Source organism: Mesorhizobium sp. P3_A10, assembly GCF_056403175.1.
Window position 1 is genome coordinate 357,233 of sequence record NZ_JBFUFZ010000005.1, and the last position, 18,173, is coordinate 375,405.

The window sequence follows — 18,173 nt, forward strand, 5'->3', positions numbered from 1 at the left end:
CGTCTCTCCTCATCTGCCGAGGCCGTCAGGCCAATTCGGCGAACAGGCTATTGTAGCCCGTCTTCGTGATTCGCACCTGGATAATGTCACCGATTTCGCCGGCCTTTTCATCAACAATAACCGGCTGCAGCCATGGCGAGCGGCCAACCTTCTGTCCGGCCTGGCGGCCGGGCTTCTCGATCAACGTGTCGATGGTGCTACCGACCAGGCTCAAGCCGAAATCCTGCTGCTGTTTCACGAGCAAGGCTTGCAGCCGCTGCAGGCGCTCGTCCTTGACCGCTTCCGGCACATGATCGGTCATCTCCGCGCCCGGCGTGCCGGGACGCGGCGAGTATTTGAACGAAAAGGCCGAGGCATAGTTTACCTCGCGTACCAGCTGCATCGTCGCCTCGAAATCGGCTTCCGTCTCGCCGGGGAAACCGACAATGAAGTCGCCCGAAAGCGCGATATCGCTGCGCGCGGCGCGGACACGGTCGAGCAGCGTCAGGTAGTCTTTTGCCGTATGCCGGCGGTTCATCGCCTTGAGGATGCGGTCGGAACCGGACTGCACCGGCAGATGCAGATAAGGCATCAGCGCCGGCAGATCGCGGTGGGCAGCGATCAATTCGTCGTCCATATCGCGCGGGTGGCTGGTGGTGTAGCGCAGCCGGGCAAGGCCGGGAATCTCGGCGAGCCGGAACAGCAGGCGGCCAAGGCCCCATTCCGCGCCGTTTTCGCCCTGGCCATGCCAGGCGTTGACGTTCTGGCCAAGCAGCGTCACCTCGCGCACGCCGGCTTCCGCCAGGCGCTCAGCCTCCGCAACAATCTGCGCCACCGGCCGCGACACTTCCGAGCCTCTTGTATACGGCACGACGCAGAAGGTGCAGAATTTGTCGCAGCCTTCCTGCACGGTGAGGAACGCGGTAACGCCGCGCTTGATGACTTCGGCGCGCCGTGGCTGCGGCAAATGCTCGAACTTGTCCTCGACGGCGTAATCGGTCTCGATGACCTTCTCGCCGCCGCGCACCCTTGCCAGCACGTCGGGCAGCCGGTGATAGGTCTGCGGGCCGATGACAAGATCGACAGCCGGCGAGCGCCGCAGGATCTCCGCGCCTTCCGCCTGCGCCACGCAGCCGGCGACGCCGATCAGCATCTCGCGCCCGGCCTGGGCGCGTTCGGTCTTCATCTCGCGGATACGGCCGAGCTCGGAATAGACCTTTTCGGCCGCTTTCTCCCTGATGTGGCAGGTGTTGAGCAGCACCAGATCGGCCTCGCCGATGGCATCGGTCGCGGCATAGCCGTCGGCGGCCAGCGCATCGGTCATGCGCTGTGAATCATAGACGTTCATCTGGCAGCCATAGGTCTTGACGAAGACCTTTCTGGTCGCGGCAGCCGGCGCGACCGCGCTTTCGGCCGCAGTGGCGATGTCGTCCCGTTCTATCGTCTTCAAATCCATCCGGCGGCTTCTAACGCCTTTTGGTGACAAAAAACAGACGCTTTTGCCCCGGAGCCCTTAAGGCTTACCGGCTTGGCTTCGGCGCGGCGAGTGCCGCCTGCATCATCGCGCGCACCTGGCTTTCCATCAGCCTCGAAGTTTCCTTGCGGTTCGAGCCCTTGGAGAAGGAAACCGGCTCGCCGAAATGCACCTCGACATCGAGAGCGCCCTCGGCCAGCAATACTTTGAGATGCGGCATCAGGTCCTCATCGCCGATCCAGGCGGCAATCGGCCGGTGCCGGCGGCCGAGAGGCACGCCATGCAGGCGCGTGTAGACGATCGCCACCGGCTGGATGAACACCTGTTCGACCGCGCCTTCCGCGAGCGCCATCGAGGCGGCGCCGAACAGCGTGCTCTTGAACGGCAGAAGCAAATTGCCATCGCCGGTCGAGCCTTCGGCAAACAGCACCATGGCGTCGCCCTTGGCCATGCGGTTGGCGATCTCGCTCGCCTGATCGCCCGACGAACGCTTGCGCTCGCGCTCGATGAAGACGGTGCGCTGCAGCTTCGACAGCATGCCGATCAGCGGCCAGCCTTCCATATCGGCCCTGGCGATGAATTTCACATCGACCATCGAGCCCAGCACCATGATGTCGGTCCAGGAGATGTGGTTGGACGCCACCAGCAGCGGACGCTGGTCGGACAATTTGCCCGTGACATGGATGCGAATGCCGAGCGCCCTGACGATGATCCCGTGCCAGATCTTGAGGATGAACGTCTCGGGCCACCAGCCGGTCTTCATCGACAGGATCTGCAGCGGCGCAAGGACAAGCGTGGCCACGACAACGAGGCCCAGCGCCAGGAAAATCCGGATTTTCTTGATCATTCGCCCTGGCCCTGCTCGCGTTCTGGCTAGCGAAGATCGCGGCGCATGACAAGCGCGCCGGTCGGGCCGTGTTCCGGCGATTTGTAATAGTTGGCGCGCTTGCCGACCTCGCGGAAGCCCAGCCGCCGGTAGAGCGCGATGGCAGCGACATTGGTTTCGTCGACTTCGAGGAAAAGCGCTTCGGCGCGCTGCGCGTGCAGTTCGCGCAGCACGGCGTCCATCAATTGCCAGCCAAGCCCCTGGCGGCGGTGCGAGCGCGCCACCGCCACGGTCAGGATCTCGCCTTCGCCGGCCGCCAGCCGGGCCAGCACGAAGCCGACCGGCGGCTTGGCGCCGTGCCCGGTCTCGCGCGCGGCATAGCCGAACACCGTATCCTGTTCGAGCAATGCCGCGAATTCGCCGTCGGTCCACGGCCGCACAAAATCCTCGCGATGCAGAACCGACATCGCCGGGCTGTCGGCGATGGTCAGCGGCTCGAGCGCATAGTCCCTGCGGCGTGGCTGGAGGAAGGGAATGCGCATTATTTGTCCTGCCTCGCCAGGATAAAACCGGCCTGCGGCTTCGCGTCTGCTCCGCGCAAATAGAGCGGTTTCGGCTTTTCGCCCTCACCCTTGGCTGCCGCCAAACGGGCATAGATTTGGATGTCGGCGGTGGCTGTCGTCGGGCCGATGTCTAGGGCGTGCCCGACGGTCGCGGCGATCTGCATGGCCGCGGTACCGGTAAGAACCGGAGACTTGTCCGCCGCCATGGTGGCGGCCTGCGAGAGCCTGGTCACCGCCGGACCATAGCGCAAAACCGACAATTCATCGTAAAGGGCGGCATGGATCTCCTCGCGCCCGGCATCGAGCGCGGCGAGCACGGCACGACCGGGAAATCCAGCTGCTGCTTGCGCGGCGAGCGCTTCCAGCGTGGTCACCCCGATCGCCGGGATTTTGAGCGCCAGAGCTAGGCCGCGCGCCGCCGAAACACCGACGCGCAGGCCGGTGAAGGAGCCGGGGCCGATGGAGACGGCGATGGCGCCGAGGCCGGCAAAGTCGGTTCCACCTGCCTTCAACGCCGCATCGATGACGGCCATCAGATGCTCGGCATGGCCCTTGCCGAGGTCGACCACCGAGCGGCCAAGTTCCTCCCCTGCCGCCGCGTCATAGACGCAGGCAGCACAGAGAGAGGCGGCACAGTCGATGGTAAGCAACTTCATGAGGCAGCCGGTTCGAGAAACAGTTTCCCTGTGCCCGCCATGGCCCGTGACCGCAAGGGGATAGTGCATAAATCGTTAAGCGGCTTGCTTTGCCAGGACGACAGGCCAGCCTAGGCGAGTTGCTCGATGCGCAGCATATGATTGTCCCAGACGTAGTCCGGTTCGGAGCGTATGGTGCCGCCTGCTTCGACGATCGCGCCGGCGCCTGTGGTCGCAATGAAGCTCGCTTTGTCGGGCGCGACGCCGCAGACCTCGGCCAGCGACCGGGTGGCGACGATGCGGCCGCTGGTGACGTCGATCGTCGCCAGCGAATTGCCCTCCGGCGAGGATACGGCGACGATCCCGCTCGCAGGGTTGGCCGCGACCGAGCCGATGTAGTTCCTGAAGCCGGAGAGCACGTCCTGCGGCATGTCGAGCAGTTGCAACTCCTTGCCGCGCGCGGCGCGGCCGACCAGCAACGGACGATCGGTGCCCGGTCCCCGGTACTGGCAGCCGAACCAGACGGTGCCGGATTGATCGACATCCATGTGACGGATCGACAGCTGGTGCAGTGCGGCCGGCAATTCGTGCTTTTCGATGAGATCGCCGGTGGCGCGGTCGACCAGCACATAGGACGGCTTCATCGTTGCGATGTTGAGTTCGGCGCGGCCGAAATCGGGATGGGTCTCGATGCCGCCATTGGCGATGGCCAGCGTCCTGCCGTCGCCCAGCAGCAAGAGCTCGTGCGAGCCCATGCCGTAGGTTGGAAACTCGCCGATGCGGTTGAATTTCGCCCGGGCGTCATAGATGCCGACGACGCCGGCGGCGTTGTCGAAATCATTCTCGGTGGCGTAGAGCAGCGCACCATCGGTCGAGAACACGCCATGGCCGAAGAAGTGCCGGCCGGTGACGCTGGCGATGGTCTGCGGCTTGTCGCGGCCGGTGTGGTCGAAGACCACGGCGAAGGTGCCGGGCTGCCGGGCGAAGACCACCGAGCGCTTCGACACCGGATCGAAGGTGACGTCGTGGCCGCGATCGGGCAGGTCGATCGCATGCAGCACCTTGCCGGAATCGGAGAGGATCGCCGCACCATAGCTGCCGTCGCGCTTGACGAAAGCGGTGGCGAAGACGGCGTCGACATCGAGCGTCTTTGCCCATGCCGACGGTGCCATTGCGGCGGCGAAGCCAATGCCTGCGGCTCTCAGGAAATCGCGGCGGTCAATGAGCGGCGTCCTCATGATCAGTCTCCGTCGAGTGAGGAGAAGCCGGCGGTCAGGCCGAATTCGGCGGTCAGCCGCGTGCCGATCAGTGTCGACAGGCTCGAAGTGATCAGCGCGAAATGGTCGAGTTTGTCGCGCAGCACCGGATCGGCGAGCGCCTTGTCGATCGGACCCTGGATGGACTTGGCGGTCGCAACCCCATTCTCCAGCTGGATATGGATCGAGTCCGCCATCCATCGCGCATCTTGCGGCAGCGCGTCGCCCAGTTGCGAGGCCTGGAACAGCGCATCGATGCCGGAGAGATTGCCAGCTAGCGACAGGCCGGTGTTTTGCGAGCGCCAGTAGATCGCCTGCCTGGGCTTGTCACCCTCCGGCTTGCCGCCCAGAAATCCTTTCAGGCGCACATCGCGGATCATATCCAGCTCATTGATGAAGACACCCACCAGTTCGGTCACCGCTTCGGTGCCATCGCGATAGAGCGCGTTTTGCGGTCCCGGATTGGCCCAGAGTGCTGCAAACCCATCCGGTCTGTTCCAGGCCTCGCTGACATCGGCGGCCATGGTTTCGATGTTGCCGGCCACCGCCGCACCATAGGCGCAGCGATAGGGATCGTCCTTGCCGGCGAGCACCTCGGCGCCATCGCCGTAGAGCACGAATTCCAGCGCGCCCAGCCCTTGCATGGCGACGCTCTTGCCGGCCAGTTGTGACGGATCGGTGGCGGTCGGGTCCTTGCCGGCCAGTGCCGCCTGGACCTGCTTCAGGCCGATGCTCTTGCGATCCGGCCAATAGAGCATCCGCTCCAGCCGGTTGTTCTCCTTGATCGGCCCGAAGCCGATGATTTCGGCTGATGACCAGGCTTCGACCGTGGCCGAGAATTCGGCGCGCGCCGCATCGAGGTCGGCTTGCGAGGGCGCGTCGCACAGCGTGTGCATCGCCTTGCTCAAACGTCCCGCATGGTCATGCAGATTGGCATAGGCCGGGCGGACAAAGCCGTCGATCACCCCTTGGATGATTTCGGAGGCCTTCACCGCGGCCGACGCGGGGAATCCGCCAAGCAGGACCAGCGGCAGAACGAGAACCAGCGCGGAACGCTTCAGCATCAGAGTGACTCCAGGAATTTGACCAGCGCATCGCGGTCGGCGGCATTGGCGGCGGCAAAGCGGTCGCGGGCCTTCTGGGCCTCGCCACCATGCCACAGGATGGCTTCATCAAGGCTGCGCGCGCGCCCGTCGTGAAGGAAGAAAGTGTTGCCGTTGACCGTCTTGGTCAGGCCGATGCCCCATAGCGGCGGCGTGCGCCATTCGCTGCCAGTGGCGTCGCCCACGGCCTGCCCGTCGGCGAGTTCCGGCCCCATGTCGTGCAACAGAAAGTCGGAATATGGCCAGATCAGCTGAAAGGCCTGCGCCTTGTTGGGCGCGTCGCGACGGGTGACGAATTTCGGCGTGTGGCAGGATATGCAGCCCATGGCGTAGAACAGCTCCTTGCCGACGAGCACTTGGCGCGCGTCGACGTCGCGCCGCGCCGGCACGGCAAGGTTCTGCGAATAGAAGGTGACGAGGTCCATGATCGGCGGCGGCGCCTCGACCGGACCGAGGCGTTCTTGCACGCCGTTCGGCATGGCCAGGCATTTCTGCTCGGCTGCGGTGCAATCGCCCCAGTGCTTCGGCACTTCGGGTGTCGAAATGCCGATATCGCCGGCGAAAGCGTCCGCGGCCTGCTGGCGGATCGACGGGGTCTGCGCCTTCCAGCCAAAGCGTCCGAGCGTCAGTTCGCCGCTGCCGATGTCGCGCACGAGGTTGGGCTTGCCGGAAATGCCGTCGCCGTCACGGTCATCCGGATCGGCATTGGCGAGGATATCGGCCGCAGCGATCTGCTCGATCAGGCCGAGCCCAATCATCGGCGGCGTCAGGCGCGGCGACAAGGTGGTGTGCGGATCGAGCGGTCCATAGGCGAGACCATCGACCGAATAGCTGGGCTTGCGCAGCGAAACGACGCTGCCATCGCCGATCGTCACCTTTTCTTCCCTGTAGTCGACCCGCATCCTGCCTTCGCCGGGCAGACCCGGCACCGCCAATTCCTGCAATTGCGTGCCGTAGACCGGGTCGGGGAAGTTGAGCACCTTGCGGTCGGCGAACTCGGCTTTCTCTTCCTCGGTGCCGGCTTGCCGCGCCAGCCGCAGGAACATCGAGGTGGTGCCGGTGTCGCCCTCCGGCGGATGACCGCGGCCGTCCTTCAGATGACAATTCTGGCAGGCCCGTTCGTTGAACAGCGGTCCGAGCCCGTCGGAGGCTTGCGTCGACGAGGGCGACGACACCCAGTTCTTGCGGAAGAGGGCATTGCCGAGTTTGAAAGTGCCTTGTTCCTCGAAGGTAATGTTGGCGGCGGATTGCGAGAACGCGTCCCTGTCGACGCCCTTCCTCGAGGTGCCGGCGCCGCCCTGCATCAGCTCGGATGGCTCGGGCTTGGAGAAATCTGACGTCGGCCGGGTGACGGCGATGACGCGCGCCAGGTCTTTCGGAGTGAGGTCCGTGCGGCTGGTGGCCAGGCCTGCCGGGTCCGGCTCGCCGGCCTGGGCCGAAGCCACCAATGTCACCACGACGGCAAGCGAAAGGCCCCGAAACATTTGGTGTCGTGGGTTCTTCCGGGGCGGCAGGCCGTCGTCGGCCCGCCGTAGGCGGCGCAGAACGTCTAAGGGGCGCCGCATTCCCGCATGTCCTTATTCCGCTTCGTCGGCCGATGTGGCGTTGAGCTGGCCGTATTTTTCCTCGCCGATCGAGGCTAGCAAATCGAGTTGCGTCTCGAGGAAGTCGATGTGACCTTCCTCGTCGGCCAGCAATTCCTCGAACAGTTTCATCGTCACGTAGTCGCCTGCTTCTTCACAGATCTCGCGCGAGCGCCTGTAGGCGGTGCGCGCGTCATACTCGCCGGCAAGATCGGATTCGAGTACTTCCTTGACGTTCTGCCCGATGCGCAGGGGCGCCACGGACTGCAGGTTCGGATGTCCCTCGAGGAAGATGATCCGGGCCACCAGCCGGTCGGCATGGTGCATCTCCTCGATCGATTCAGCGCGTTCCTTCTTCGCCAGCTTAGCGTATCCCCAGTCTTCCAGAAGACGGAAATGCACCCAGTATTGGTTGACCGCCCCGAGCTCCAGAAACAGAGCCTCGTTAAGCCGCTCTATGACCTGCTTTTCGCCTTTCATGGGTTCTGCTCCCGTATTGGACGCGCAGGCCTCTGACGCGATCCAGGTGTGAAACGATGTCGACGCCGCTCGCCTCCGAGCGGGCGTGGTAATTCTCGGTGACCCGAATGATCGTTTCGACCACATTTGGGAAGCAGCCGCAACAGCGGCCGCGCTTCTGCATGGCGTGATAGACCTTCGCCGGCACGATGAGCTGCCACGGATCCTGATCGAGCAGCGCTACAATCGTCTGCTCGATCTCCTTCTCAGTGATGATGTTGCAATGGCAGATCAGCATCGATTTGCTCTGGCTGACGGCGCCTCCCGCGCCGTGTGGCTTGTTTTCTTAGACCTTACTTGAACACCTTGTCCGGCGCATCAAGGCTGTCGGAGCCCTCGAAAGCGATGTTGTTGAGCTTGAGGGCGCCAACGGCGCGTTCGATCGACTTGGTCTGGTCGATCAGCGCGTCGATTGCCGCCTGCACGGTGGCATTGCCTTGCGTATTGCCCTCGGCGATCTGCTGGTCATAGGCCTCGCCGGCCAGGGCGCGGGCCTTGATGGCTTCCATCTTGGCGACCGAGACATCCAGCTTGTCCGACAGTTCCTTGTCGATCGCCGGATCGGCGGCCTTGACCATGTCGTGCACCGACGGGCCCGAAACGACGGTGCCGTCGAGGCGCGTATAGCTGGCGAGATAGGCGGCGCGGATGCCGATGGCGTCATAGAGATGCGAGTTATAGGTGTTGTCGGAAAAGCAGTCATGCTCTTCTTCGGGATCGTGCAGCAACAGGCCGAGCTTCATGCGTTCGCCGGCCAGTTCGCCATAGGACAGCGAGCCCATGCCGGTAAAGATCACCGAGATGGCGGTGTTCGGCTCACCATCGACGAGGTTCTTGCGGGCGGCGCCGTCTTCCTTCCAGTTGCCGACCATCTCCTGCAGGTCGGAAACCAGCAGGTCGCTCGCCGACTTCAGATATTGCGCGCGGCGGTCGCAATTGCCGCCGGTGCAGTTCTTGAGGTCGTAATCGGTGTAGGGCCGCTCGCCGGCGCCGGGGCCGGTGCCATGCAGGTCCTGGCCCCAGAGCAGGAATTCGATGGCGTGATAGCCGGTGGCGACATTGGCCTCGATGCCGCCGGCCTCCTGCAGCGTGCCCGACAGGAATTCCGGCGTGAGGTTGGTGGCGTCGACCTTCTTGCCGTTGATCTCGATCGACTTGTTGGCGATCACATTGGCGGTGTAGAGCGCATTGGCATCCGACTCGGTGCCGTAGCTCTTGGCGACATAGTCGATCAGGCCTTCGTCCAGCGGCCAGGAATTCATATTGCCTTCCCATTCGTCGACGATCTTGTTGCCGAAACGGTAGACTTCGGTCTGCTGGTAAGGGACGCGCGCCGCCTTCCAGGCTTCGCGAGCGGCGGTCAGCGTTTCCACCGAAGGGTTGGCGAGCAGCGCATCGACGGCCGTGTCCAGCGCCTGCGCCGTGGTCAGCGAATCCTCATATTTGGCGAGCCCGATATCGGCATATGTCTTGATGACCGCCTTGGCATCGGTTTCCGCCTTGGCCGGCAGCACGAACACCGCCGCCGTCAGCACCGCAGTGGCGCCGATCGCTGCAAGCCTTGAGCCATACCGTGCCGTGATCATCGCTCTCATGATTGTCGTCTCCTCGGGAATTCAGTGAAATGCCGGCGCCGTCAGCGCAGCAATGGATGATCGGCGCCGCGGCATGCATCTGCCATCGGGCGAAAAAGAGGCCGCGACACGGGCGCGATTTGGGAAGAAAGACACCGAAATGCCTCCAATCGAAAGGGTTCAAGGCCCAGACATCAAAGGGATGCGCTTGCTGCGCGAGCCTCCCATAAAGCGGCGAAGGGGCCGGAAGTCAACTGGCACCAGCGAGAAAATTCAATCGAAACAACAGTTTAGAATTATTCTAAACTATAATTGTCAACTTTAATTGCCTCGCCCGTTGCACGGCTCCGGAATGCGGCGATTGACAGGTGGCCATTCCGGGTGCGACCCGGACCGGGGCTCTTGCGGCGGCGGCGGACAATCGCCACTTGGCCAGACGTCCTAGAATCGGTTGAGGAATTTGGGGCGCTGCGATGAAGAACGGTGTGGTCATAATCGGTGCGGGGCATGCGGGCGTGCAAGCGGCCGCCAGCCTGCGCGAAGAGGGCTATGACGGGCCGGTGATCCTGACCGGCGACGAGAACGAACTGCCCTATCACAAGCCGCCGCTGTCAAAGACCTTCATCAAGGACCCGGAGGCAAAACCGCAGCCATTGCGCGGCGAGGCCTTTTACACCGGCAGCACCATCGACTTCCGGCCGGGCATCCGCATCGACCGCATCGATGCCGGAGGCCGCAAGCTGGAGATTGCAGGCGGTGGTGTTTTGCCATTCGACCGCCTGATCCTGGCGACCGGCTCGCGGCCGCGCATGCTGCCGTTGCCGGGTTCGGATCTTTCCGGCGTCGTGTCGCTGCGCTCGCTCGCAGATGCGCGGCTGATACGCGATCTGAGCGCACACAGCGAAGATGTCGTCATCCTCGGCGGCGGCTTCATCGGGCTGGAGATCGCCGCGACGCTGAAAGCCGCCGGCCGCAAGGTCACAGTGGTCGAAGCGGTCGACCGGCTGCTCGGCCGGGCGGTGGCGCCGGTCATCGCCAGCCATGTCCGGCAGCGGCTTGAGGCGACGGGCGTGCGCATCCTCACCGGCACCACGATTGCCCGGCTCGAAGGCGAGAACGGCCGTGTTTCGGCTGCGGTGACTTCGGCGGGCGAAAAGCTGCCGGCGCAAATGGTCATCATCGGCATCGGCGTCGTTCCCAATGTCGAATTGGCTGCGGCCGCCGGCATCGCGATCGCCAACGGCATCCGCGTCGACCAACAAATGCGCAGTTCGTTGCCGGAAATCCTCGCCATCGGCGACGCCGCCTCCTACCGGCACTGGTTCACCGGCGCAGATGTGCGGCTGGAATCGGTGCAGAACGCCACCGACCAGGCGCGGCTTGCGGCGCGCACCATCGTTGGTCATGCCGACGCCTTTGCGGCAGTGCCATGGTTCTGGTCGGATATCGGTGACATGAAGCTGCAGATGGTCGGGCTGACCTCGGGCGGCGACAGCCATGTCGTGCTCGGCGATCTCGCCGAGAACAAATTCTCGATCTACCACTATGCCGGAGACCGGCTGCTCGGCATCGAATCGGTCAACCGGCCGGGCGACCATATGCTTGGCCGCAAGATGCTCGGCGCCGGCTTCTCGCCGACGCCGCAGAGTGTGGCTGAGGGACCCGATGGGCTCAAGGCGGCGCTGGCGGCGTTCCAACAGGATGAGCCGGCCAGGGCTGCGGGCTGATGCGATTACCCTCCCCCTTGTGGGGAGGGTCGCTGCGAGCAGCGGGGTGGGGGAGCGGCACCGCCCCCACCCGGACCTGCGGTCCGACCTCCCCACGAGGGGGAGGTAAGCGCTGCTCAGGCAGCGCAGACTTCGCGGATCGAGCTTTCCAGAATGTCGAGCGCCTCGTTCATGACGTTGTCCTGGATGGTGATCGGGGCAAGGAAACGAATGACGTTGCCATAGACGCCGCAGGTCAAGAGGATCAGCCCCTTGTCGAGCGCCTTCAGCCTGATCGCATTGGCGATCTCGGCCGACGGCAGGCCCTTCTTGACGTCGTTGAACTCGACCGCGTTCATGAAGCCGAGGCCTCGGATGTCGACGATCTCGGGCACGTCGTCACGGATCGACTGCAGCCGCTGCTTCAGCCGGGCGCCCAGTGTGTTGGCGCGGTCGCAGAGCTTTTCCTCTTCGATCACGTCGAGCACGGCATGCGCCGCAGCGACACCGATCGGGCTGCCGCCATAGGTGCCGCCGAGCCCGCCGGGACCGGGCGCATCCATGATTTCGGCGCGGCCGGTGACCGCCGCCAGCGGGAAGCCGCCGGCCAGGCTCTTGGCCATGGTGGTGATGTCGGCAGCGACCTCATGATGATCCATGGCGAACATCTTGCCGGTACGGGCAAAACCGGTCTGCACCTCGTCGGCGATCAAAAGCATGCCGTGCTGGTCGCAGAGCTTGCGCAGCGCCGTCAGGAACTCACGCGGCGCGTCGTAGAAACCGCCCTCGCCCTGGACCGGCTCAATGATGATGGCAGCGACGCGGGCCGGATCGACATCGGCCTTGAACAGGCGATCGAGGGCGGCCAGCGAATCGGCAACCGAGACGCCATGCAGCGGCACCGGGAACGGCGCATGAAAAACATCGGCCGGCATGGCGCCGAAGCCGACCTTGTAGGGCACGACCTTGCCGGTCAGCGCCATGCCCATGAAGGTGCGGCCATGAAAGCCGCCGGCAAAGGCGATGACGGCCTGGCGGCCGGTGGCGTTGCGGGCGATCTTGATGGCGTTCTCGACCGCCTCGGCGCCGGTGGTGACGAAAATCGTCTTCTTCTCGAACTTGCCGGGCAGCATGCCGTTCAGCCGCTCGGCCAGCCGAACGTAGCTCTCGTAAGGCACCACCTGGTGGCAGGTGTGGGTGAAGCGGTCGAGCTGCGCCTTGACGGCCTCGATCACCTTGGGATGACGGTGCCCGGTGTTGACGACGGCGATGCCGGAGGAGAAGTCGATGTAACGGCGCCCCTCGACGTCCCAGATCTCCGAATTCTCGGCGCGATCGGCATAAATCTGCGTGGTCATGCCGACGCCGCGCGAAATCGACTGGTTCTTGCGTTCGGAAATGGCTGAATTCTTCATGTTTGTCCCTCGCCGGGCGGCGCCCGTTCTCGTTTGATGACTGCCAAGGCCTCTTCTGACCTTATTTCACGTTTTGCTCAAGTCGGCACCATCGCCCGGCCATTGGGCCTGCCGTTCTGCCCTTAACCAGTCGACCGATACGCGTAGGAGACAGGTTCCCTTTTCCTTGGGATCGATTATCCTTCCGATCGTCTGTGACAGCTCGCTCGTCATGAGCATCCCAGGCTGGTGAGGGACCCCATGAGCAGGAACGCGACATCGTCCGCCACGCAGTCATCGGTTCACAGACTTTCGCCGTTTCAATATGCCCCCGCCCTTCTGGCCTGTGCGATGCTGAGTTTGTTTCTGGCCGGCTGCCAGAAGCAGGAGGCGGCCGCGAAAAAACTGCCGGTCATGGTGCGCACCGAAACAGTGACGGTCGCCGACTATGCGCCGAGGACCTCGCTGACCGGCGTGATCGCGGCGCGCACGCTGAACAATCTGTCGTTTCGGGTCGGCGGCCGGGTCGCCGAACGCCTTGTCGATGTCGGCCAGCATGTCGACAAGGATGCCGTGCTTGCCCGCATCGATCCGCAGGAACAGGAATCCGATTTGCGCTCGGCGCAGGCCGACCTCGATGCGGCGCAAGCGCAGCTGACCCAGGCCACCGCGGCCTTCGAGCGGCAGAAGACGCTGCTTGCCCAGGGTTTCACCACACGGCGCGACTATGATGCGGCCGACCAGGCGCTGAAGGTGGCGCAAGGCAGTGTCGATGCGGCGCAAAGCGCGCTCTCCAACGCCAAGGAGAACCTGTCCTTCACCGAGCTGAGGGCCGGCGCCGGCGGCGTCATCACCGCACGCCAGGTCGAAGCCGGACAGGTGGTGCAAGCGGCGCAAACCGTCTTCACCGTCGCCGAGGACGGCGACCGCGATGCGGTCTTCAATGTGCAGGAAACCCTGGTCGCCAAGACGCCGCCATCGCCGGCGGTGACCATCACGCTGTTGTCCGACCCGCAGGTCAAGGCGATGGGCAAGGTGCGGGAAATTGCGCCTGCGGTCGACCCGGTTTCGGGCTCGATCCGGGTCAAGATCGCCATTCCCGACACGCCCGCCGGCATGCCGCTGGGCGCGGCGGTCATCGGCTCGGTCAGCGCCCAGCCGTCGAAGGCCGTCATCCTGCCCTGGCAGGCGCTAACCTCGAGCGAGGGCAAGCCGGCGGTCTGGGTCGTCGATGCGTCGAGCAAGGCAGTGGCAACGGCACTGGTGAATGTGCTGGCCTTCGATTCCGGCATCGTCGTGATCGACAAGGGCCTGGAGGCCGGACAAAGCGTTGTCACCGCCGGTGGCCAGTTGCTCAGCCCCGGCCAGACGGTCGAGATATCGGGAGCGGGTCAATGAGTCGGCTGCCGCGCATCCCCCTCTCGCTCAGCCTGCTTGGCTTGCTTGCGCTCGCGCCTCTTGCCGCCTGCTCGCAGTCGGACGAGAAGCCGCCAGAGATCGTCCGGCCGGTGCTGTCGGTGGTGATCGAACCGCAAACCAGCCAGACATTCGGTTTTGCTGGCTCGGTCGAGCCACAATTCAGCGCCGATCTCGCCTTCCGCCTGCTCGGCCGGATCGTCTCCCGTGACGTCAAGGTCGGCGACATCGTCACCAAGGGAACGACGATCGCCGCACTCGATCCGACAGCGCTGGAGCTTGCCGTGCAGGCGGCCAAGGCCGAACTCTCCAACGCCGAGGCGCAATTCGCCAATGCCGCCGCCAGCGAGGAGCGGCAGCGCCAGTTGCTCGCCGCCGCCAACACCTCGCAGGCGGTCTTCGATGCCGCGCAGCAAGCCAGGAAGGCGGCCGAAGCCGGCGTCGAAAAGGCCAAGGCAGCACTTGCCAAATCGCAGGAGCAACTGGGCTATGCCCGCCTGTTTTCGGACTTCGACGGGGTCGTCACAGCCGTCGGCGCCGAGGTCGGCCAGACGGTTTCGCCCGGCCAGACCGTCGTCACCGTGGCCCGCTCGGACCTGCGTGACGCGGTCGTCGATATTCCCGACCAGCTGACCGGCGACCTTGCGGCCGGCACGCCGTTCGACATCATCCTGCAATCGCTGCCGACGATCCATACCGAGGCCAAATTGCGCGAGATCGCGCCGCAGGCCGAAGGCTCGACGCGGACCCGCCGCGTCCGGCTGACGCTGACCGATCCGCCGCAGGCATTTCGGCTGGGTTCGACGGTGACGGCGACACGCGTCGCTACGGTTGCGCCAACGATCGAGCTGCCGCTGTCGGCACTGCTTGAGAAGAATGGCGCTGACAAGGTCTGGATCGTCGATGAGCAAACGTCGAGCGTGCGTTCGCGCGACATCAAGGTCGCCGCCAAGGGTGCCGCCACCTTCATTGTCGCCGAAGGCCTCGAGGCCGGCATGCGCGTCGTCACCGCCGGCGTCCACAGCCTCGTGGAGGGCCAGAAGGTCAAGATCCCGCAAGGAGGGGCGACATGAAGGGGTTCAACCTTTCCGACTGGGCGCTCAACCACCGCTCGCTGGTCTGGTACTTCATGCTGGTCTTCGTCGTCGCCGGCGTCTTTGCCTATCTCAATCTCGGCCGCGAGGAAGATCCGGCCTTCACCATCAAGACCATGGTTATCCAGGCCAACTGGCCGGGCGCCTCGGTCAACGAGACGGTGCGGCAGGTCACCGACCGCATCGAAAAGAAGCTCGAGGAACTCGACAGCCTCGACTTCACCCGCTCGGTCACCACCGCGGGCAAGACCGTCATCTTCGTCAACCTGAAGGACACCACCAAGGCGCGCGATGTCGTGCCGAACTGGACCCAGGTGCGCAACATGGTCAACGACATCCAGGCGCAGTTTCCGCAAGGCGTGCAGGGGCCGTTCTTCAACGACCGCTTCGGCGACGTCTTCGGCAATATCTACGCCTTCACCTCGGACGGGCTGACGCCGCGCCAGCTGCGCGACTATGTCGAGGATGTCAGGACCAGGATCCTGGCCGTGCCGAACGCCGGCAAGGTCGATCTGGTCGGCGACCAGGACGAAGCCATCTATCTCGAATTCTCGACCCGCCAGATCGCCGCGCTTGGCCTCAACCAGCAGGCGATCGTGGCGAGCCTGCAGGCGCAGAACGCCATCACGCCGTCGGGCGTTATCGAATCCGGGCCCGAGCGCGTCAGCGTGCGCGTCGGAGGCCAATTCACCTCGGAGGAGAGCCTGCGCGCCATCAATCTGCGCGTCAACGACCGCTTCTTCCGGCTGAGCGACGTGGCGACGATCCGGCGCGGCTATGCCGATCCGCCGACGGCGCTGTTCCGCTTCAACGGCCAGGATGCGATCGGGCTGGCCATCGGTATGAAGCCCAACGCCAATCTGCTCGAATTCGGCGCCGCACTCGAGAAGGAAATGGACGAGGTGCTGGCCGACCTGCCGGTCGGCGTCGGCGTGCATCTGGTCGCCGACCAGCCTGTCATCGTCGAGGAGGCGGTTTCGGGCTTCACCCGGGCGCTGGCTGAAGCGGTCGCCATCGTGCTCGCAGTGTCCTTCATCAGCCTCGGCATGCGCGCCGGCTTCGTCGTGGCGCTGTCGATCCCGCTGGTGCTGGCCATCACCTTCACGGTCATGGCCTATCTCGGCATCTCGCTGCAGCGCATTTCGCTCGGCGCGCTGATCATCGCGCTCGGGCTGCTGGTCGACGACGCGATGATCGCGGTCGAGATGATGGTGGCGCGGCTGGAGGTCGGCGACACTCTGCGCAAGGCGGCGACCTACGTCTACACCTCGACCGCCTTCCCGATGCTGACCGGCACGCTGGTGACGGTCGCCGGCTTCATTCCGATCGGCCTCAACAACAGCGCCGCGGGTGAGTACACGTTCACGCTGTTCGTCGTCATCGCCGTGTCGCTTTTGGTGTCATGGATCGTCGCGGTGCTGTTTGCGCCGCTGCTTGGCGTCACCATCCTGCCGGCGACGATGAAGCAACAGCATCACGACAAACCCGGCCGCTTCACCAGCCTCTTCCGGAGTGTGCTTCTGGGCTCGGTGCGCCATCACTGGCTGACCATCATCGCCACGGTGCTGTTGTTTGCCGGCTCGATAGCCGGCTTCGGCCTCGTCCAGCAGCAGTTCTTTCCACCTTCCGATCGGCCGGAACTGATCGTCGACTGGAACCTGCCGCAGAACTCGTCGATCACCGAGACGCGCGACCAGATCGAGCGTTTCGAAGGCCGGGCGCTGGCCGGCAACCCTGATATCGACCATTTCAGCTCCTATATCGGCCAGGGCGCGGTGCGCTTCCTGCTTGCCTTCGATGTGCAACCGGCCAATCCCTATTTCGGCCAGACCGTGATCGTCACCAAGAGCATCGAGGCCCGTAACCGGATCAAGCCGGCGCTGGAAAAATTGTTGCGCGAGGAGTTCGTCGGCACCGATGCCTTCGTCAAGCCGCTCGAACTCGGGCCGCCGGTCGGCCGTCCCGTGCAGTACCGTGTCGGCGGCCCCGACATTCAGACGGTGCGGGAGCTGGCGCAGCAAGTCGCCGGCCTGATCTCTGCCAATCCAAAGCTGGCGGCGCCGACTTTCGACTGGAACGAGCCGCAGCGTGTGCTGCGGGTCGACGTGCTGCAGGACAAGGCGCGGCAACTCGGCATCACCTCCTCCGACATTGCCAGCGCGCTGAACAGCACGGTTGGCGGCGCCACCATCACCCAGGTGCGCGACGCCACCTACCTGATCAACGTCGTCGCCCGCTCGCGCGAGGCCGAACGCGGCTCGATCGACACGCTGCAGAACATGCAGCTGCCGACCGGCAACGGCGAGGCGATCCCGCTGGCCGCGGTCGCCAACTTCCGCTACGACCTGGAACAGCCGACTGTGTGGCGGCGCAATCGCATCCCGACGATCACCGTGCGCGCCGGGCTGGTTGGCGATGTGCTGCCGGCCACCGTCGTCAACGAATTGAAGCCATCGGTAGACGCCTTCATCGCCAAGCTGCCGCCCGGCTATTCGGTCGCAACCGCCGGCTCGGTCGAGGAAAGCGCCAAAAGCCAGGGACCGATCGCCGCCGTGGTGCCGCTAATGCTGTTCGTCATGGCGACCATCCTGATGATCCAGCTGCAAAGCTTCCAGCGCCTGTTCCTGGTCGTCGCTGTCGCGCCCCTTGGGCTGATCGGCGTGGTCGCGGCCCTGGTGCCGAGCGGCGCACCGCTTGGCTTCGTCGCCATTCTCGGGGTGCTGGCGCTGATCGGCATCCTGATCCGCAACTCGGTCATCCTGATCGTCCAGATCGAGGATCTGGTGCGCGAGGGCAAGGACCGCTGGGCGGCCGTCATCGAAGCGACCGAACACCGCATGCGGCCGATCGCGCTGACGGCAGCCGCCGCCAGCCTGGCGCTGATCCCGATCGCGCGCGAAGTGTTCTGGGGGCCGATGGCCTACGCCATGATGGGCGGTATCATCGCCGGCACCGCGATCACGCTGCTGTTCCTGCCGGCGCTTTACGTGACGTGGTTCCGGATCAAGGAGCCGAAGTAGGAGCAGGACAACGCTCTGGTAGACAGAGCTG

At 64.6% G+C, this 18,173-nt stretch carries 15 protein-coding genes; 4 read left to right on the top strand and 11 right to left on the bottom strand.

The genetic code is table 11. The features are described 5' to 3' along the window. Positions 1–25 precede the first annotated feature (25 nt). The 10 genes from miaB to AC1DXU_RS21115 form a co-directional block, all read right to left on the bottom strand. The gene (gene miaB, locus AC1DXU_RS21070; RefSeq protein WP_477372086.1) at positions 26–1,435 is read right to left on the bottom strand and encodes a tRNA (N6-isopentenyl adenosine(37)-C2)-methylthiotransferase MiaB; all 1,410 of its coding nucleotides are present in this window, start codon (positions 1,433–1,435) and stop codon (positions 26–28) included. Positions 1,436–1,499: 64 nt separating this feature from the next. After that, positions 1,500–2,300, bottom strand: a complete 801-nt coding sequence (gene olsA, locus AC1DXU_RS21075; protein WP_477372088.1) for a lyso-ornithine lipid O-acyltransferase — start codon at positions 2,298–2,300, stop codon at positions 1,500–1,502. Between the two features lie 26 nt (positions 2,301–2,326). Continuing rightward, positions 2,327–2,821 carry a ribosomal protein S18-alanine N-acetyltransferase gene (gene rimI / locus AC1DXU_RS21080; protein WP_477372090.1) on the bottom strand — a complete coding sequence of 165 codons (495 nt, stop codon included), beginning with the start codon at positions 2,819–2,821 and terminating at the stop codon, positions 2,327–2,329. After that, complete coding sequence (gene tsaB / locus AC1DXU_RS21085; protein WP_477372092.1) at positions 2,821–3,498, bottom strand: tRNA (adenosine(37)-N6)-threonylcarbamoyltransferase complex dimerization subunit type 1 TsaB; 678 nt, start codon at positions 3,496–3,498, stop codon at positions 2,821–2,823. Before tsaB ends, rimI begins: the two co-directional genes overlap by 1 nt. Positions 3,499–3,608: 110 nt before the next feature. Continuing rightward, positions 3,609–4,715 (bottom strand): DUF1513 domain-containing protein, encoded by a 1,107-nt coding sequence (locus tag AC1DXU_RS21090; RefSeq protein ID WP_477372094.1) that lies wholly within the window; start codon positions 4,713–4,715, stop codon positions 3,609–3,611. A 2-nt stretch (positions 4,716–4,717) separates the two neighbouring features. Then, complete coding sequence (locus AC1DXU_RS21095) at positions 4,718–5,797, bottom strand: imelysin family protein (protein ID WP_477372096.1); 1,080 nt, start codon at positions 5,795–5,797, stop codon at positions 4,718–4,720. Beyond that, entirely contained in the window at positions 5,797–7,401 is a 1,605-nt protein-coding gene (locus AC1DXU_RS21100; protein WP_477372098.1) for a di-heme oxidoreductase family protein, read from the bottom strand. The genes AC1DXU_RS21095 and AC1DXU_RS21100 overlap by 1 nt, the downstream gene beginning before the upstream one ends. A gap of 12 nt (positions 7,402–7,413) precedes the next feature. Continuing rightward, positions 7,414–7,899 (bottom strand): bacterioferritin, encoded by a 486-nt coding sequence (gene bfr, locus AC1DXU_RS21105; RefSeq protein ID WP_477372100.1) that lies wholly within the window; start codon positions 7,897–7,899, stop codon positions 7,414–7,416. Beyond that, complete coding sequence (locus AC1DXU_RS21110; protein WP_477372102.1) at positions 7,865–8,176, bottom strand: (2Fe-2S)-binding protein; 312 nt, start codon at positions 8,174–8,176, stop codon at positions 7,865–7,867. The genes bfr and AC1DXU_RS21110 overlap by 35 nt, the downstream gene beginning before the upstream one ends. 55 nt (positions 8,177–8,231) lie before the next feature. Further along, positions 8,232–9,524, bottom strand: coding sequence for an imelysin family protein (locus tag AC1DXU_RS21115; protein ID WP_477372263.1), 1,293 nt, complete (start codon positions 9,522–9,524; stop codon positions 8,232–8,234). Between the two features lie 461 nt (positions 9,525–9,985). On the opposite strand from AC1DXU_RS21115, the gene AC1DXU_RS21120 reads away from it, so the two are divergent. Then, complete coding sequence (locus tag AC1DXU_RS21120) at positions 9,986–11,239, top strand: NAD(P)/FAD-dependent oxidoreductase (RefSeq protein ID WP_477372103.1); 1,254 nt, start codon at positions 9,986–9,988, stop codon at positions 11,237–11,239. A 116-nt stretch (positions 11,240–11,355) separates the two neighbouring features. On the opposite strand, the gene AC1DXU_RS21125 is transcribed toward AC1DXU_RS21120, so the two are convergent. Beyond that, positions 11,356–12,633 (bottom strand): 4-aminobutyrate--2-oxoglutarate transaminase, encoded by a 1,278-nt coding sequence (locus tag AC1DXU_RS21125; RefSeq protein ID WP_477372105.1) that lies wholly within the window; start codon positions 12,631–12,633, stop codon positions 11,356–11,358. Positions 12,634–12,963: 330 nt separating this feature from the next. Between AC1DXU_RS21125 and AC1DXU_RS21130 the strand changes: the two genes are divergently transcribed. The 3 genes from AC1DXU_RS21130 to AC1DXU_RS21140 are packed head-to-tail and all read left to right on the top strand — an operon-like array spanning position 12,964 to position 18,142. Further along, the gene (locus AC1DXU_RS21130) at positions 12,964–14,010 is read left to right on the top strand and encodes an efflux RND transporter periplasmic adaptor subunit (RefSeq protein ID WP_477372107.1); all 1,047 of its coding nucleotides are present in this window, start codon (positions 12,964–12,966) and stop codon (positions 14,008–14,010) included. Then, positions 14,007–15,101: an efflux RND transporter periplasmic adaptor subunit gene (locus tag AC1DXU_RS21135; protein ID WP_477372109.1), complete on the top strand. Its 1,095-nt coding sequence runs from the start codon at positions 14,007–14,009 to the stop codon at positions 15,099–15,101. Before AC1DXU_RS21130 ends, AC1DXU_RS21135 begins: the two co-directional genes overlap by 4 nt. Next, complete coding sequence (locus tag AC1DXU_RS21140) at positions 15,098–18,142, top strand: efflux RND transporter permease subunit (protein WP_477372111.1); 3,045 nt, start codon at positions 15,098–15,100, stop codon at positions 18,140–18,142. The genes AC1DXU_RS21135 and AC1DXU_RS21140 overlap by 4 nt, the downstream gene beginning before the upstream one ends. The last annotated feature ends 31 nt before the right edge of the window (positions 18,143–18,173 follow it).

Coding starts and splice junctions, on each gene's coding strand:
- miaB (WP_477372086.1), bottom strand. CDS start 1,435: ATGGATTTGAAGACGATAGAACGGGACGACATCGCCACTGCGGCCGAA.
- olsA (WP_477372088.1), bottom strand. CDS start 2,300: ATGATCAAGAAAATCCGGATTTTCCTGGCGCTGGGCCTCGTTGTCGTG.
- rimI (WP_477372090.1), bottom strand. CDS start 2,821: ATGCGCATTCCCTTCCTCCAGCCACGCCGCAGGGACTATGCGCTCGAG.
- tsaB (WP_477372092.1), bottom strand. CDS start 3,498: ATGAAGTTGCTTACCATCGACTGTGCCGCCTCTCTCTGTGCTGCCTGC.
- AC1DXU_RS21090 (WP_477372094.1), bottom strand. CDS start 4,715: ATGAGGACGCCGCTCATTGACCGCCGCGATTTCCTGAGAGCCGCAGGC.
- AC1DXU_RS21095 (WP_477372096.1), bottom strand. CDS start 5,797: ATGCTGAAGCGTTCCGCGCTGGTTCTCGTTCTGCCGCTGGTCCTGCTT.
- AC1DXU_RS21100 (WP_477372098.1), bottom strand. CDS start 7,401: ATGCGGCGCCCCTTAGACGTTCTGCGCCGCCTACGGCGGGCCGACGAC.
- bfr (WP_477372100.1), bottom strand. CDS start 7,899: ATGAAAGGCGAAAAGCAGGTCATAGAGCGGCTTAACGAGGCTCTGTTT.
- AC1DXU_RS21110 (WP_477372102.1), bottom strand. CDS start 8,176: ATGCTGATCTGCCATTGCAACATCATCACTGAGAAGGAGATCGAGCAG.
- AC1DXU_RS21115 (WP_477372263.1), bottom strand. CDS start 9,524: ATGATCACGGCACGGTATGGCTCAAGGCTTGCAGCGATCGGCGCCACT.
- AC1DXU_RS21120 (WP_477372103.1), top strand. CDS start 9,986: ATGAAGAACGGTGTGGTCATAATCGGTGCGGGGCATGCGGGCGTGCAA.
- AC1DXU_RS21125 (WP_477372105.1), bottom strand. CDS start 12,633: ATGAAGAATTCAGCCATTTCCGAACGCAAGAACCAGTCGATTTCGCGC.
- AC1DXU_RS21130 (WP_477372107.1), top strand. CDS start 12,964: ATGCTGAGTTTGTTTCTGGCCGGCTGCCAGAAGCAGGAGGCGGCCGCG.
- AC1DXU_RS21135 (WP_477372109.1), top strand. CDS start 14,007: ATGAGTCGGCTGCCGCGCATCCCCCTCTCGCTCAGCCTGCTTGGCTTG.
- AC1DXU_RS21140 (WP_477372111.1), top strand. CDS start 15,098: ATGAAGGGGTTCAACCTTTCCGACTGGGCGCTCAACCACCGCTCGCTG.